The 14305-nt window shown below is 72.5% G+C and carries 14 protein-coding genes; 10 read left to right on the top strand and 4 right to left on the bottom strand.

Annotation, left to right across the window (positions count from 1 at the left end; translation table 11 throughout):
• Nucleotides 1-67: 67 nt before the first annotated feature.
• Nucleotides 68-352 (bottom strand): Lrp/AsnC family transcriptional regulator, encoded by a 285-nt coding sequence (locus ASH01_RS21520; RefSeq protein WP_020145466.1) that lies wholly within the window; start codon nucleotides 350-352, stop codon nucleotides 68-70.
• A gap of 19 nt (nucleotides 353-371) precedes the next feature.
• Nucleotides 372-2171: a DEDD exonuclease domain-containing protein gene (locus tag ASH01_RS21515; RefSeq protein WP_056781113.1), complete on the bottom strand. Its 1800-nt coding sequence runs from the start codon at nucleotides 2169-2171 to the stop codon at nucleotides 372-374.
• A 263-nt stretch (nucleotides 2172-2434) separates the two neighbouring features.
• Between ASH01_RS21515 and ASH01_RS21510 the strand changes: the two genes are divergently transcribed.
• Together ASH01_RS21510 and ASH01_RS21505 are read left to right on the top strand one after the other, a co-directional pair.
• Nucleotides 2435-2755: a hypothetical protein gene (locus tag ASH01_RS21510; protein ID WP_056781111.1), complete on the top strand. Its 321-nt coding sequence runs from the start codon at nucleotides 2435-2437 to the stop codon at nucleotides 2753-2755.
• Between the two features lie 56 nt (nucleotides 2756-2811).
• On the top strand, nucleotides 2812-4170 hold the full coding sequence (locus ASH01_RS21505) for a hypothetical protein (protein WP_056781108.1): 1359 nt from the start codon (nucleotides 2812-2814) through the stop codon (nucleotides 4168-4170).
• Nucleotides 4171-4174: 4 nt separating this feature from the next.
• On the opposite strand, the gene ASH01_RS21500 is transcribed toward ASH01_RS21505, so the two are convergent.
• Entirely contained in the window at nucleotides 4175-5965 is a 1791-nt protein-coding gene (locus tag ASH01_RS21500; RefSeq protein ID WP_056781105.1) for an AMP-dependent synthetase/ligase, read from the bottom strand.
• A gap of 220 nt (nucleotides 5966-6185) precedes the next feature.
• On the opposite strand from ASH01_RS21500, the gene ASH01_RS21495 reads away from it, so the two are divergent.
• The 4 genes from ASH01_RS21495 to ASH01_RS21480 are packed head-to-tail and all read left to right on the top strand — an operon-like array spanning nucleotide 6186 to nucleotide 8930.
• Nucleotides 6186-6629 carry an SRPBCC family protein gene (locus ASH01_RS21495; protein ID WP_056781101.1) on the top strand — a complete coding sequence of 148 codons (444 nt, stop codon included), beginning with the start codon at nucleotides 6186-6188 and terminating at the stop codon, nucleotides 6627-6629.
• A 6-nt stretch (nucleotides 6630-6635) separates the two neighbouring features.
• Nucleotides 6636-7232, top strand: a complete 597-nt coding sequence (locus tag ASH01_RS21490; protein WP_056781097.1) for a hypothetical protein — start codon at nucleotides 6636-6638, stop codon at nucleotides 7230-7232.
• On the top strand, nucleotides 7229-8197 hold the full coding sequence (locus ASH01_RS21485) for an ROK family glucokinase (protein ID WP_056781094.1): 969 nt from the start codon (nucleotides 7229-7231) through the stop codon (nucleotides 8195-8197). Before ASH01_RS21490 ends, ASH01_RS21485 begins: the two co-directional genes overlap by 4 nt.
• Before the next feature lie 4 nt (nucleotides 8198-8201).
• Nucleotides 8202-8930 carry an endonuclease/exonuclease/phosphatase family protein gene (locus tag ASH01_RS21480; RefSeq protein WP_056781092.1) on the top strand — a complete coding sequence of 243 codons (729 nt, stop codon included), beginning with the start codon at nucleotides 8202-8204 and terminating at the stop codon, nucleotides 8928-8930.
• Nucleotides 8931-8954: 24 nt separating this feature from the next.
• On the opposite strand, the gene ASH01_RS21475 is transcribed toward ASH01_RS21480, so the two are convergent.
• Complete coding sequence (locus tag ASH01_RS21475) at nucleotides 8955-9617, bottom strand: hypothetical protein (protein WP_056781090.1); 663 nt, start codon at nucleotides 9615-9617, stop codon at nucleotides 8955-8957.
• Between the two features lie 189 nt (nucleotides 9618-9806).
• Here ASH01_RS21475 and ASH01_RS21470 point away from each other — a divergent pair, with 189 nt between their 5' ends.
• From ASH01_RS21470 to ASH01_RS21455, 4 genes are all read left to right on the top strand, one after another.
• Nucleotides 9807-10694: a lysophospholipid acyltransferase family protein gene (locus ASH01_RS21470; RefSeq protein WP_056781088.1), complete on the top strand. Its 888-nt coding sequence runs from the start codon at nucleotides 9807-9809 to the stop codon at nucleotides 10692-10694.
• Nucleotides 10695-10698: 4 nt separating this feature from the next.
• Nucleotides 10699-12072 (top strand): MacS family sensor histidine kinase, encoded by a 1374-nt coding sequence (gene macS, locus ASH01_RS21465; protein WP_056781086.1) that lies wholly within the window; start codon nucleotides 10699-10701, stop codon nucleotides 12070-12072.
• On the top strand, nucleotides 12069-12782 hold the full coding sequence (locus tag ASH01_RS21460; protein ID WP_235508626.1) for a response regulator transcription factor: 714 nt from the start codon (nucleotides 12069-12071) through the stop codon (nucleotides 12780-12782). The genes macS and ASH01_RS21460 overlap by 4 nt, the downstream gene beginning before the upstream one ends.
• 85 nt (nucleotides 12783-12867) lie before the next feature.
• Nucleotides 12868-14304: a class II 3-deoxy-7-phosphoheptulonate synthase gene (locus ASH01_RS21455; RefSeq protein WP_056781083.1), complete on the top strand. Its 1437-nt coding sequence runs from the start codon at nucleotides 12868-12870 to the stop codon at nucleotides 14302-14304.
• The last annotated feature ends 1 nt before the right edge of the window (nucleotide 14305 follow it).

Genomic DNA, 14305 nt, shown 5'->3' with positions numbered 1-14305 from the left:
TTCCTCAGGCGTCCACTCGGTCGGCTCGGCCGGGATCCGCGACGAGCCGAGGGTCTGTGTCGACCTGCTACTCGCCCTCGAGCCCGAGGCTGAAGGCGGCCTCGAGGTCGTGCGACGAGTAGGTGCGGAAGGCGATGTGCGTCGACGTTCCGACGATGCCCTGCACCTTGTTGAGCCGGTCGGCGATGACGTCCGCGAACTCCTCGTGCGCCTTGACCCGCACCATGGCGATGAGGTCGGCGTCGCCCGTCACCGAGTAGACCTCGGACACGGCCGGGATGTCGGCGATGGCCTCGGCCACCTCCGGGATGCGGTCGACCTCGCAGCTGATCATGACGATGGCGGTGATCACGGGACCACCCTAGCCGGGCCTACCCCGCGCGACGCAGGCCGCCGCCTCGGCCCGGGCGACCGGCGCGGCCGGGTCGGTCGCCGTGCGGGGAGCCGGCACGCGGTCCGGGCACGTCGTGGTCGAACCCGACGACCTCGTGCGCCGATGCGACGGCGGGCTCGAGCTCGCTGCGCACCGAACCGGCGCCGCCGACGGGGCACGTCCAGGTCCCCTCGAGCTCGACGATGCGCACGCCCGGCGCCTCGAGCCACCGGAGCAGGATCTCCGTCTCCTCGGTGAGGGCGGACGGACGGTCGGGCGTCGGTGCGGGCACGACTTCGGCCGTGGCCTGCATCGACCGGACGTAGGGCATCGGGTCGGCGCCGCGCGGGCTCACCACGACGCCGGCGAGGCGTCCGTGGCGGACGGAGACGAGCTCCCACCCACCGACGTCGCTGCGGCGCGCGGCGATGATCTCGGGAGAGCGGACCAGGGGGGCCAGCCGCTGGGCGCGAGCGGCTCCGCGGACGAGCTGGAGGAAGCGGTCGCGCACCCGCGCCGCATCCTCGAACCGCTCCTGCGAGGCCAGCTCCTCGAGGCGGACCCGGAGCAGCTCGGCGCTGGGTCGGGCATTGCCGGTGAAGATGGCGCGGCACTCGGCGACGACGACGGCGTAGTCACCCTCGGACTGCGCGCCGGTGCACGGGGCGCCGCACCGGCCCATGTCGGCGAGGGCGCAGGCGGTGCCTCGGCCGGTGAGCCGGCCGGTGCACTGACGCAGCGGGACGACCTCGTGGACGGCGTCGATGGCCGCCTGGGCCGTCGCCCGGGACCGGAACGGCCCGATGTAGTGGGCTTCGTCGTCGCGGACCTGCTTGACGATCGACAGGCGGGGGAAGCGCTCCTGGGTGAGCTTGACCCAGATGACCTTGCGGCCGTCCTTGGACCGGCGGTTGAACCGCGGCTTGTGCTCGTCGATGAGCCGCAGCTCGCGCACCTGGGCCTCGAGCGAGGTCTGGCAGACGACGGGGTGGACGACGTGCGCGAGGCGCACCATCTCGGCCATCCGGCTGCGCTGCTCCGAGGCCGTGAAGTAGGTGCGCACCCGGGTGCGGATGTCGCGACTCGTGCCGACGTAGAGGACGCGGTCGCTGCCGTCCTTGAAGAGGTAGACGCCGGGGGCGCTGGGCAGGGGATCGGCGAGGAAGCGCTTCCGTCGCTGCGACGGGGTGACCCGAGAGCTGTAGCTCGACAGCTCCTCGAGCGTGTGCACGCCGAGGTTGCCGACGCGTTCGATGAGTCCGTGGAGGACGTCGACCGTGGCTCGGGCGTCGTGCAGGGCCCGGTGGTCGGGTGCCGTCGTGGAGCCGAAGACCTGGGCGAGCGACGAGAGCCGGTGGTTGGGCGACTCGTCGCGCACGACGAGCTGCCGGGCCAGCTGGAGCGTGTCGAGGACCGGGAAGCCGGGCCACGGAGCGCCGACCCGGGCGGCAGCGGCCTTGAGGAAGCCGATGTCGAACCCGGCGTTGTGGGCGACGAGGACGCTGCCGGCGGCGAACTCGAGGAAGGCGGGCAGGGCGCTCTCGATGCGCGGCGCGTCGCGGACCATGGAGTCGGTGATGCCCGTGAGGACGGAGATGAACGCCGGGATGGGCTCGGCCGGGTCGACGAGGGTCTGGAACTCGCCGAGCACCTCGCCGCCGCGCACCTTGACGGCGCCGATCTCGGTGATGCCGCACTGGGCGGGTGAGCCACCGGTGGTCTCGAGGTCGACGACGACGAACGTGACGCCGGCAAGGGGGGTGCCGAGGTCGTCGAACGTCGCCTGGATCGCCTGCATGACCTCGACGGTATGCCGGGGCGCCGACAATGCCTCGGAGGCGCGTCGGTCGCAAGCCCTTCTGACACAAGGGGGCCGGGCGGCGCCTGAGGATCACGGTGCCCCGGGGCGTTGCCCTCCCGTGCGGCTCGACGCCGGTCCCGCGGCCATCCGGCGGAGGCCGGGAGACGAGTCGACGACCGAGTGTCCCGGGGCAGTGTCAGTGGGGCCACCTAGCGTCTTTCACGACAGATCGCAACGAGAGACGAAGGGGTTGGACCACGATGATGCTCGTCGACTGCCAGACCTGCCCGGTGCGGGACGTCCACTGCGCAGACTGCATGGTGACCGCGCTGGCGGGGATCCCGCTGCGTCCGGGCGCCACCGCACCCGGCGCCGACACGCGACCCGGCCGCCCGCGGCCGGTCGACGACCGCCGTGAGGTCGACGGGGTCATGACCACACCCCTCGACCGAGCGGAGCGACGGGCCGTGTCTGCCTTCGTGGCGGCAGGGCTCGTCTCCGTGTCCACGGCCAACACGGCTCGCGCCGAGCTCGAGCCCGCCGAGGTCGTGACGCACCACCGAGCGCGCCACGCCGTCTGACCCCACGGGCGACGGGGACGGGCCACTGCAACAGGTCCGCATGACACGATGTCGCCGTGTCGGGCACCCGTCGTCGTGGACCTGCGCGGGAGGCCGCCTCGGCGGCGTTGGCCGCGCTGCTGGTCCTGACCCTGACGGCGTGCACGGCGGCCGGTCCGCACTCGGGGCCCCCGGCGACGGCAGCACCGCACCCGACCTCGCCCAGCGGCGGGCTCGGCGCAGACGCCGAGGTCACTCCGGAGGCGTGGGCGTCGTCCCGTCAGCGTGCGGTGACGGAGCTGCTCCGCGCCCGCTTCGCCGCTGCGGAGCGGTCTGACGAGAGCGGGTGGCTCGCACCCTTGCAGGCGGCGTCATCCGCGGCGCTGCGCCCGACACAGGTCGCCGTCCTCGACCGCATGACGCGCATGGCGGTGGAGAACATCCGGCTCGTCGGCGTCCGCGAGACCACCGCGCCGGTTCCGGCAGCCCGGGGGACCACGGTCGAGTGGGACGTCAGGGCGAGCCTCACCTACAGGCTTCGGGGCTTCGACGCTCGTCCTCGGTCCTTCGACCTCGACCTCACCTTCAAGGCTGACCCCAGTCGGCCCGCAGGCCTGGCCATCACGGCGTCGGCTCCCTCCGGGCGCCCGCAGCCCTGGGATCTCGCGGGCCTCGTCGTCCGGAGGTCGGACACCGCGCTGGTGCTGGGCGTGGGCGACGACGACCGGATCGAGGAGGTCGTCCGTCGGGCGCGCACGGCGGCCTCGCGGGTCGCGAGCGTGTGGGGAGAGGTGCGCCCCGCGGTCTGGATCGCCCCGGCCACCGACGCCGACGCCGCCCGGTTGCTCGGACGCACGGCCGGCGACCTCGACGGCGTCGCCGCGGCCACGGACGGTCCGCTGACGCCGGGGGAGAGAGCCGGGGCAGACCGCATCGTGCTCGTCCCGGGAGCGTGGGCCTCGCTGCGTCCCGACGGCCGCGACGTCGTCATGACGCACGAGCTGACCCATGTCACCGTGCGGGCCTCGACGACACGGGCCGTGCCCGTCTGGCTGTCCGAGGGCTTCGCCGAGCTCGTCGCGTACGAGCCGATCGACCTGCCGGAGGCGACGATCGTCGCTCCGGCGCTCGAACGTGTGCGAGCGTCCGGCCTGCCGCAGGCACTGCCGGGCGACGCGGACTTCGACCCGGGCACCCACGCGCTCGCGGCGGCATACGGCCTCTCGCTGCTGGCCCTGCGCACCCTCGCCGACGCGCACGGCACCCAGGCCGTCGTCCGTCTCTACCGGGCCACAGCCGGCGGGCTCGACGTCCCGACCTCCCGGCTCGACGACCGCGAGGCAGCCGTCGACGCCGCCCTGCGCAGCACGACCGGAACGACACGGGCAGCCCTCGTCACGGACTGGCAGGCGCGCATCCGCCACCTGCTCCGCTGAGCCCTCAGGCGTAGAGCTTCTCGACCTCGTCGGCGTAGTCCTTCATGACGACGTTGCGCTTGAGCTTGAGCGACGGCGTCAGGTAGCCGTTGGCCTCGGTGAAGTCGCCGGGCAGCACCGCGAACTTGCGGATCGACTCGGCCTTGGAGACCGCCTCGTTGGCCCGGTCGACGGCCTCCTGCAGCGCCTCGAGGACCTTCGGGTCGGTGCGGGCCTGGTCGAGTGACACTCCCTCGATGCCGTGCGTCTTGGCCCAGAGCGGCCACATCTCCTCGTCGAGCGTCACGAGGACGGCGACGAAGGGCTTCTGGTCGCCGACGACGATGCACTGCGAGACGAGGGGGTGCGCGCGGAGGCGGTCCTCGAGCACGGCCGGGGCGACGTTCTTGCCACCCGCCGTCACGAGGATCTCCTTCTTGCGGCCGGTGATCCGCAGGTAGCCGTCCTCGTCCATCTCGCCGATGTCGCCGGTGTGGAACCACCCGTCGACGATGGCGTCGGCCGTCGCGGTCGGGTTGTCGTGGTACGCGTTGAAGACGCCGACACCCTTGAGCAGGATCTCGCCGTCCTCGGCGATCCGGATGCCCGTGCCCGGCAACGGCGGTCCGACGGTGCCGATCTTGATCTTGTCCGGCGTGTTGACCGCGACGGGCGCGGTCGTCTCGGTGAGGCCGTAGCCCTCGAGGATGACGACCCCGATGCCCCGGTAGAAGTGGCCGAGGCGCGTGCCGAGGGGCGCCCCGCCGGAGACGGCGTAGCGCACGTGCCCGCCCATGGCTGCGCGCAGCTTGCCGTAGACGAGACGGTCGAAGACCGCGTGCTGGATCCGCAGCCCGAGGCCGGGTCGGCCGGCGTCGAGGGCCTCGCTGTAGGCGATCGCGACGGTGGCCGCGCGCAGGAAGATCTTGCCCTTGCCCTCGGAGGACGCCTTGGCCTCGGCCGAGTTGAAGATCTTCTCGAAGACGCGGGGGACGGCGAGCACGAAGGTCGGCTGGAAGCCGGCGAAGTCGTCGAGCAGCGTCTTGATGTCGGCCGAGTGGCCCATCCGTGCGCGACCCTCGACGCAGAGCACCTCGATGAAGCGGGCGAAGACGTGCGCGAGGGGCAGGAAGAGCAGGGTCGAGGCGTTCTCGGTGAGGACGACCTGGCCGAGCTTCTCGATGGCGTTCTCGGCGAGGTCGAGGAAGTTGCCGTGGGTCAGCTCGCAGCCCTTGGGTCGGCCCGTCGTGCCCGAGGTGTAGATGATCGTCGCGACCGCCCGTCGGTCGAGTCCGGCCCGGCGCGCGGCCAGATCGGCGTCCGAGACCTCGCGGCCCTTCTCGCGCAGGGCGTCGAGACCACCGGCGTCCATGGTGACGACGTCGCGGAGCGACGGCAGGTCGCCCCGGACCTGCTCGACGACCGAGCGGTGTGCGTCGGTCTCGACGACGACGACCTGGGCGTCGGAGTCCGAGAGGATCCACTGGACCTGCTCGGCCGAGGAGGTCTCGTAGATCGGCACGACCACGGCGCCCGCACTCCACGCGGCGAAGTCGACGAGGGTCCACTCGTAGCGCGTGCGCGACATCAGGGCGACCCGGCCGCCGGGCTGGAGCCCCTCGGCGATGAGGCCCTTGGCGACGGCGGCGACGTCGTCGGCGAACTGGGCCCACGTCACGTGCGTCCAGCCCCCGGAGGGCGTCTTGCGGGAGAACGCGGTCTCGCTCGCGTTCTCCGCGGCGTTGCGCACGGGGAGGTCTGCGAGGCTTCCCTCCGTCGTGACGGGGGCGAGTGGTGCGACGACGTTGTCCTTCACTGTCACTCCTGATGGCGGGGCCGGGGAACTGTGCTGCACCTTACCGATCGGTAACCGCGCAGACCACGTCAGCATCATCACAGGGTGGGCTCGGCGGTCGGGCGCGCCGCCCCGCGGCGCAGGGCTGCCGTCGTCCCCATCTTGGCACGCGGCCGACGCGGGATGACACCGGCGGGGACAACCGCGGTCGGCCCGCTGACGACGCGATAGCCTTCGGCGCATGGCCGATCGCACCGAGTCCTCCATCGTCATCGACGCCCCGCCCGGCGAGGTGCTCGACGTCATCGCGGACTTCGAGGCCTACCCCGAGTGGGCGGGCGAGGTGAAGGACGTCACCGTGCTCGCCGAGGAGGGTGACGGCTGGGCCGACCAGGTCCAGTTCACCCTCGACGCCGGCGCCATCAAGGACACCTACGTCCTGGACTACGAGTGGGACGTCGTCGAGGACGGCACGGGCGTCGTCTCGTGGTCCCTCGTCTCCGCGCAGGTGCTCAAGGCGATGAACGGCTCCTACACCCTCGCCGGTGACGGCGACGGCACGAAGGTCACCTACCGCCTCTCCGTCGACGTCAAGATCCCCATGATCGGGCTGCTCAAGCGCAAGGCGGAGAAGGTCATCGTCGACACCGCGCTCAAGGAGCTGAAGAAGCGCGTCGAGGCCTGACCGACCGTGACACCGAACGACGGTCCCGACGCGGCACCCGCCGCCCCCGACCAGCCCCACCGGCTCGACGCCGACGAGTCGTCGCGCCCCGACGACGCGCCCCCCGGCAGCGTCGCGGCAGAGGCTGCGCTGCTCGTCGACCTGCTCTCCCGCCGCACCTGGTCGGGAAGCTCGCGTATGCCGTCCGGTGACTCCCGGGGTGAGCGTGCGGGCGGCGCAGCGCACGGCCACGACCACGCCGCAGGCCCGGCGTCGCCGGCGGGTGACCCAACGGGCCCGGACGCAGCGCGTCGACCCGACGGGTCGGCGGGGGAGTGCACGTGCGGGGGCACGACGCCCGCTGCGTGCCGCGTGTGTCCCGTCTGCCAGCTCATCGCCTTCGTCCAGCAGGTCAACCCCGACACCATCGAGAAGGTCGCCGACTTCGTCGGCTTCGCGGCCACGGCCCTGCGCGACCTCGCGACGGCGCAGCGGGAGCGGCGCGCCGAGCCTGCGCCCGACCGTGACACGGACCGCGACGACGCCCACCCCAGCGCCGACGCCGACGACATCGACGCCGACGACATCGACGCCGACGAGAACGGGCCCGGAGGCAGCGCATGAGCAGGCGTCTCGCGATCGGCATCGACATCGGCGGCACGAAGGTCGCGGGTGGTGTCGTCGACGAGTCCGGCGTCATCACCCATCGCACCCGTCGTGACACCCCCCACCGCTCGACGTCTCCGGCGGTCGTCGAGAACACCATCGTCGAGTCGGTCGAGGAGCTGCTCAGCCACGTCGACGCCGACGACGTCGTGGCCGTCGGCATCGGCGCGGCGGGCTTCGTCGCCGAGGACCGCGCGACCGTCGTCTTCGCGCCGCACCTGTCCTGGCGCAACGAGCCGCTGCGTGACGCGCTCTCCCAGCGCATCGCCCTGCCGATCACCGTCGACAACGACGCCAACGCCGCGGCCTGGGCCGAGGCGACCTTCGGTGCCGCCCGGGGTGAGTCGCACGTCGTCGTCATCACGCTCGGCACCGGCATCGGCGGCGCCCTCATCATCGACGGCAACGTCCAGCGCGGCCGGCACGGCATCGCCGGCGAGTTCGGCCACATGCAGATCATGCCGGGCGGCGCGCGCTGCGAGTGCGGCAACCGTGGCTGCTGGGAGCAGTACGCCAGCGGCAACGCGCTCGTGCGCGAGGCCCGCGCCATGATCGAGGCCGGGTCTCCCGTCGTCGCCGACCTGCTCGCCCGTCTCGGCGGCGACGCCAACGCGCTGACCGGTCCTTTCATCACCGAGGCCGCCCGCGAGGGCGACCCCACCGCGCGCGAGCTGCTCGCCGACATCGGCGAGTGGCTCGGTATCGGGCTGGCCAACCTCGCCTCGGCCTTCGACCCCGGCCTCTTCGTCATCGGCGGTGGCGTGAGCGCGGCCGACGAGATGCTCATCGGCCCGGCCCGCGAGGCCTTCCGCCGGCAGCTCCCGGGGCGCGGCTACCGTCCGGAGGCGCGGATCGTGCGCGCCGTGCTCGGCAGCGACGCCGGTCTCATCGGCGCCGCCGAGCTCGCGCGCGCCGGCCGCTGAGCCGGTGGCCGCGCGGCCCGGTGGCCGACCGGAGCACGTGCTGCGGGTCATGAGCTACAACGTCCACGACCTGCTCGACGACCGGGCAGCAGCGGCACGCGTCGTGCGTGCCGTCGCCCCCGACGTTCTGTGCCTCCAGGAGGTCCCGCGCCGGCTCACGACGGAGCTCCGCCTCCCGCCGTTCGCGCGTGACTGCGGTCTGCACTGGCGTCGGGGCCGCCTCGGCACGGGCGGGACGGCGGTGCTGACGGCCGCACGGGTGGTCGTCCACGGCGCGTCGCGTGGCCGTCTGCCGGTCCGCTTCCCCGACCGCACGCGAGGGTATGCCGCTGCGACCGTCTCGCTCCCGACCGGCGGTCCGTCGCGTCGTGCCGTCACCGTCGTCAGCGTGCACCTCGGGCTGCGCGCCTCCGAGCGGGCGAGGCACGCGGCCACCGTCCTCGCCGGTCTCACCCGGCTCGCTGGGCTCGACGACCGGGCCGTCATCGCAGGGGACCTCAACGAGGGACCCGGCGGGACGGCATACGCGATGTTCGCCGAGCACCACCCGCCGGTGTCCGGCAACGCGCCCACGTTTCCCGCGCTCGACCCGAGGACCGCCCTCGACGTCGTCTTCGCCGGGCCGGGACTGCGGGTCGTCGAATCGGCCGAGACCGTCGTGGACGAGGGTGACCTCGTAGCGGGGTCGGACCACCGGCCGGTCTGGGTCGACCTCGACCTCGGGTCCGACTGACGTGTCGGACCGCCTCGCGAGCGGCTAGAGGCGGGTGCCGTCGTCGAACGGGTCCCGCTCGGTGCCGCCGCGCAGGACGAGCAGCACGAAGCCGACGACGACCATGGTCAGGGCCGTCACGACCCACCAGCCGCTGCCGTCACGGTCGAAGAAGAGGACGTAGAGGAGCAGCAGCGGGCCGCCGGCGAGGCCGCCGACGATCGCCCAGAACATCGGGTCGGTCTCGGCCGACGGGAGGTCGATCTCGGAAGGGGGGACGAAGTGGTCGTCGCCGTCCGATGCGGCGTCGGCGTCGTCGCGGCGGGACGTCGGGCCGCGCCACTCGTGGGACGTCGTCGGGGCGATCGGCAGCTCGAGCAGACCGGACGACCCCGACGGGGTCGACGCGCCGGCTCCGGGCTGCTGCGGCGGTGCCGCGGGGTCGGTGCCCCGGCCGGCCTGCGGGCGTTCCACCGGCGAGGGTGAGGCGTCCGGGGCCGACGTCGGACCGGGCTGGTCGGCCGCGTCGGCCGTGTCGGCCTCGGTCGGCGAGACCGACGGTGGCGCAGGGTCGGCGACCTGCTCGGCCGCCGGCTGGGCCACCTGGTCGGTCGACGCCGGGGCGTCACGACGCTGTGGCTCGGGTGCCTCGTCGTCCCATCCCGCGATGATCCGCGCGAACTCCGCGTCGAGGTCGCGGTCACTCATCGTCCGCCCCCGGCGACGGTCGTGCGGAGGGGCTGGAAAGACATGCCGAAGCCCGTTGCGGCGTCGGGACGGACCGTCACGGTGGGGCTCCTCGGGCGAAGCGGCTGGACCTGCTGATCCTCGCATGCGCCGCTGTCAGTGCGCGAGTGTCGTAGAGTTCGAGCCGTCACAGACGGAAGGCGGACACGGTTGTTCTACTGGTTCCTCAAGACGATCGTCATCGGGCCGATCATCAAGCTCCTCTTCCGTCCGTGGGTGGAGGGGGAGGAGAACATCCCCGAGGAGGGTGCCGCGATCTTCGCGAGCAACCACCTGTCCTTCTCCGACTCGATCTTCCTCCCGCTCGTCGTGTCCCGCCGCGTCACGTTCCTCGCCAAGAGCGACTACTTCACCGGCCGAGGCATCAAGGGCCGGCTCACCGCTGCCTTCTTCAAGGGCGTCGGGCAGCTGCCCGTCGACCGGTCGGGCGGCAAGGCGAGCAACGCCGCGCTGACCTCGGGGCTCAAGGTGCTGCGTCGCGGTGACCTGCTCGGCATCTACCCCGAAGGCACCCGGTCACCCGACGGCCGTCTCTACCGCGGCCGCACGGGCGTGGCGCGGATGGCGCTCGAGGGCAAGGTCACCGTCATCCCCGTGGCCATGATCGGCACCGACAAGGCCCAGCCCACCGGCAAGGTCATCCCGCGGATCATGCGGGTCGGGGTGCGGGTCGGCAAGCCGCTCGACTTCTCGCGCTACGAGGGCATGGAGGACGACCGCTTCGTCCTGCGCTCGATCACGGACGAGATCATGTACGAGCTGATGCTGCTCTCGGGCCAGGAGTACGTCGACATGTACGCCACGTCGATGAAGGACCGGCTCGTCTCCGCGGCTCGGGCCAAGGCCCGTGAGCTGCAGGAGGCTGCCAAGCCCGGCAGCGCCGCGCCCGAGCTGGAGGAGGCGCTCGACGCCGCCGAGGGCAAGGCCCGGCCGGCCCAGGCCCGGCCGGCCCAGGCCTCCGAGTCGTCCGGAGCGACCTCGGCCTCGACCGCCGAGGACGACGGCGACGGCGACGCTCCCGTCGTGGCGGCGTCCTGACGTCATGGCTCGCACGCGGCACGGCGCGGGCCCGGAGCACGACCGTGTGCCCGACGGCGAGCCAGGCGATGTGCCGGGCGGCCCTGACACCGACCTGATCCCGGCTCCGGCGCCGCTGTCCGACGACGAGCTCCCCGCCGCCGTCTCGGCGCCGACGGTGGCGGTGCTCGACGACGAGCACGCCATCGTTCGCGGGCTCTGGCGCGGCATCGACGTCTTCCGCTGCCTCGCCCTCGCGTATGCCGTGTGGTCGGTCTGGGAGCGGCACGAGCAGATCGCGCACCTCGTCGGGGCGGTCGCCATCCTCGGGGTCCTCGCCGGCTGGACGCTCGCGGTCACGTTGCGACCGGTGCGCACGGTCCGCGCCTACACCATCGAGCTCGCCATCGGCTGCTCCGCGATCCTCGCGACCCGGCTCGTCGACGACCCCGACGTCATCACTGCCGGGGCCAAGACCATCCCCTCGATCTGGCCCACCGCAGCCGTCATCGGGTTCGCGGTGCTGCGCGGCTGGCGCGGTGGTCTCGCGGCCGCCTCGCTCGTCGCGGCGTGCTCCTTCGTCGAGGTGGTTGAGCCGACGCCCAACACCATCACCAACTCGATCTTCGGGCTCCTGCTCGGTGGCTGCATCGGCTACTGCGTCGACCTCGCCCGGTCGAGCCACGCGGCGCTCGCCGAGGCCATGCGGCTCGACGCCGCCCGCGCCGAGCGCGACCGGCTCGCCCGGACCGTGCACGACGGCGTCCTCCAGACGCTCGCCTTCATCAACCGGCGCGCGAGCGACATCGGCGGGGAGACGGCGCGGCTCGGTGCGATGGCCGGTGAGCAGGAGCGGATCCTGCGCACGCTCGTGAGCCAGACCGACCTCGCCGAGGTGGGCCGTGCCGTCAGCGGTGACGCCGACCTGCGCACCCTGCTGCGCCACGTCGAGGGCGACAGTGTCCAGCTCGTCTCGCCCGCCGACGCCGTGCTCCTGCCACGAAGGGTCGCCGACGAGGTCGTCGCCGCCGTCGAGGCCGCCCTCGACAACGTCCGCCAGCATGCCGGCGACGACGCGCGGGCCTGGGTGCTGCTCGACGACGACGGCGACGAGATCGCCGTGACGATCCGCGACTCCGGTCGAGGCGTTCCGGAGGGTCGGCTCGAGGAGGCCGTCGGGCAGGGCCGTCTCGGTGTCTCGTCGAGCATCCTCGGCCGCCTCGCCGACCTCGGCGGCACCGCGACCATCACGTCCGGGTCCGCCGGTGGGACGACCGTCGAGCTGCGGATCCCCAATCGCCGGACGACACGTCTGACCAACCGGCACCATGGTCGCCGGACGCCCGCGACGACCGAACGCGGGCCGCAGGTCCGCACCCGGGGACAAGGAGCACCGTGACGGAGCAGGAGGACGCCATGCCGCAGCAGGGGAGCAGCACGCCGCCCGAGCACATCCGGGTCGTCGTCGCCGACGACCACCCGATGTGGCGCGACGCCGTCGCCCGTGACCTCGCCGACGCCGGCTTCGAGGTCCTCGCGACCGCGGACGACGGCCGGTCGGCGGTTGCGAGGACCCGGGCCACGGTGCCGGACGTCCTCGTCCTCGACCTCAACCTCCCGGGCCTGTCCGGCGCCCAGGTCTGCGCCGCCCTCGCCGCGGCCCAGGTGCCGACCCGCATCCTCATCCTCTCGGCGAGCGGCGACCACCAGGACGTCCTCGACGCGGTCAAGGCCGGCGCGCTCGGCTACCTCGTGAAGTCGGCCGGACGTGAGGAGTTCCTCGCCGCGGTGCGGGCCACGGCCGCGGGGGAGCCGGTCTTCACCGCCGGCCTCGCCGGCCTCGTCCTCGGCGAGTTCCGGCGGGTCAAGGCCGCGGGTGGAGGCACCCCGGAGCGACCCGTCCCCGAGCTGACCGACCGCGAGACCGAGATCCTCAAGTACGTCGCGACGGGCATGGGCTACAAGGAGATCGCGTCGACACTGTTCCTCTCGCACCGCACCGTGCAGAACCACGTGCAGAACATCTTCGGCAAGCTCCAGATGCACAACCGCGTCGAGCTCGTCCGCTTCGCGATGGAGCGCGGTCTCGACCTCGCCGACCCGACGTGACCGCATCGACCCGGGCTGACCCGGCTCCGCCGCCCGGACGGCATACGTCCTCGGTGGAGCGACCGCGGCGCTCGAAGGTTTCGGGATGCGGACCCGGGCGGGGGCACCCCCGTGCGACGTCTACGCTGGCGGGGTGAACACGAGGACCGCCACCGCCGATGCCGGCCTCGAACCCGTTGACGGGTCCGAGGCCCTCGCCGCCCTCACGGCCGCGGCCACCGAGCTCGAGGCCCAGCAGCAGCCTGCCTGGCCCGACACGGCTGCCCTGGCCGAGGTGATCGAGACCCTCGCCTCGTATCCTCCGCTCGTCTTCGCGGGCGAGTGCGACATCCTCACCGACCGGATGGCCAAGGCCGCCGTGGGTGAGGCCTTCGTGCTCCAGGGTGGCGACTGCGCCGAGACCTTCGCCTCCGCGACGGCCGACAACATCCGCGACCGCATCAAGACGATCCTCCAGATGGCCGCGGTGCTGACCTACGGCGCATCGGTGCCCGTCATCAAGATCGGGCGCATGGCCGGACAGTACGCCAAGCCGCGCAGCTCGACCGTCGAGACCCGCGAGGGCGTGACCCTGCCTGCCTTCCGCGGCGACATGGTCAACGACTTCGCGTTCCACGAGACCGCCCGCATCCCCGACCCGCAGCGCCTCGTCCGGGCCTACCACGCGAGCTCGGCGACCCTCAACCTCGTGCGCGCTTTCACGACCGGTGGATTCGCCGACCTGCGGCACGTCCACGACTGGAACCGTGGTTTCGTCGCCAACTCGGCCAACCAGCGCTACGAGAAGATCGCCAAGGACATCGACAAGGCGATGCGCTTCATGTGGGCCTGTGGTGCCGACTTCGACGCCATGCGCACCGTCGAGTTCTACGCCGCCCACGAGGCGCTGCTGCTCGACTACGAGCGGCCCCTGACGCGCATCGACTCGCGCTCGGGGCGTCTCTACGACACGTCCGGCCACTTCGTCTGGGTCGGCGAGCGCACCCGACAGCTCGACGGCGCCCACGTCGACTTCGTCTCGCGCATCAGCAACCCCATCGGCGTCAAGCTCGGGCCCAAGGCCGACATCGACGAGGTGCTGCGCCTCATCGACACGGTCGACCCGAACCGCACGCCGGGCCGCCTGACCTTCATCACCCGCATGGGCGCGGGCACGATCCGCGACGCCCTGCCGGCTCTCGTCGACAAGGTGACGGCGTCGGGTGCCACCGTGACGTGGATCTGCGACCCGATGCACGGCAACACCTTCGAGAGCCCGTCCGGCTACAAGACACGTGACTTCGAGGACATCGTCGAGGAGGTGCGCGGCTTCTTCGAGGTGCACCAGTCCCTCGGCACGATCCCCGGCGGCATCCACGTCGAGCTCACCGGCAACGACGTCACCGAGTGCCTCGGCGGCGCGGAGAAGATCATCGACTCCGACCTCGAGAAGCGCTACGAGTCCGTGTGCGACCCGCGCCTGAACCACCAGCAGTCACTGGAGCTCGCGTTCCTCGTCGCCGAGATGCTCGGCCAGGCCTGAG

The sequence above is a fragment of the Terrabacter sp. Soil811 genome (assembly GCF_001429655.1).
In the GTDB taxonomy this organism is placed as follows: domain Bacteria; phylum Actinomycetota; class Actinomycetes; order Actinomycetales; family Dermatophilaceae; genus Terrabacter.
The sequence above is the reverse complement of the archived record's forward strand: the minus strand, read 5'-3'. Positions and strand labels throughout refer to the sequence as shown.

Excerpts from the sequence above, each read along its gene's own strand:
- ASH01_RS21515 (WP_056781113.1), bottom strand. The coding sequence starts at position 2,171 with ATGCAGGCGATCCAGGCGACGTTCGACGACCTCGGCACCCCCCTTGCC.
- ASH01_RS21510 (WP_056781111.1), top strand. The coding sequence starts at position 2,435 with ATGATGCTCGTCGACTGCCAGACCTGCCCGGTGCGGGACGTCCACTGC.
- ASH01_RS21495 (WP_056781101.1), top strand. The coding sequence starts at position 6,186 with ATGGCCGATCGCACCGAGTCCTCCATCGTCATCGACGCCCCGCCCGGC.
- ASH01_RS21485 (WP_056781094.1), top strand. The coding sequence starts at position 7,229 with ATGAGCAGGCGTCTCGCGATCGGCATCGACATCGGCGGCACGAAGGTC.
- ASH01_RS21475 (WP_056781090.1), bottom strand. The coding sequence starts at position 9,617 with ATGAGTGACCGCGACCTCGACGCGGAGTTCGCGCGGATCATCGCGGGA.
- macS (WP_056781086.1), top strand. The coding sequence starts at position 10,699 with ATGGCTCGCACGCGGCACGGCGCGGGCCCGGAGCACGACCGTGTGCCC.
- ASH01_RS21455 (WP_056781083.1), top strand. The coding sequence starts at position 12,868 with ATGCGGACCCGGGCGGGGGCACCCCCGTGCGACGTCTACGCTGGCGGG.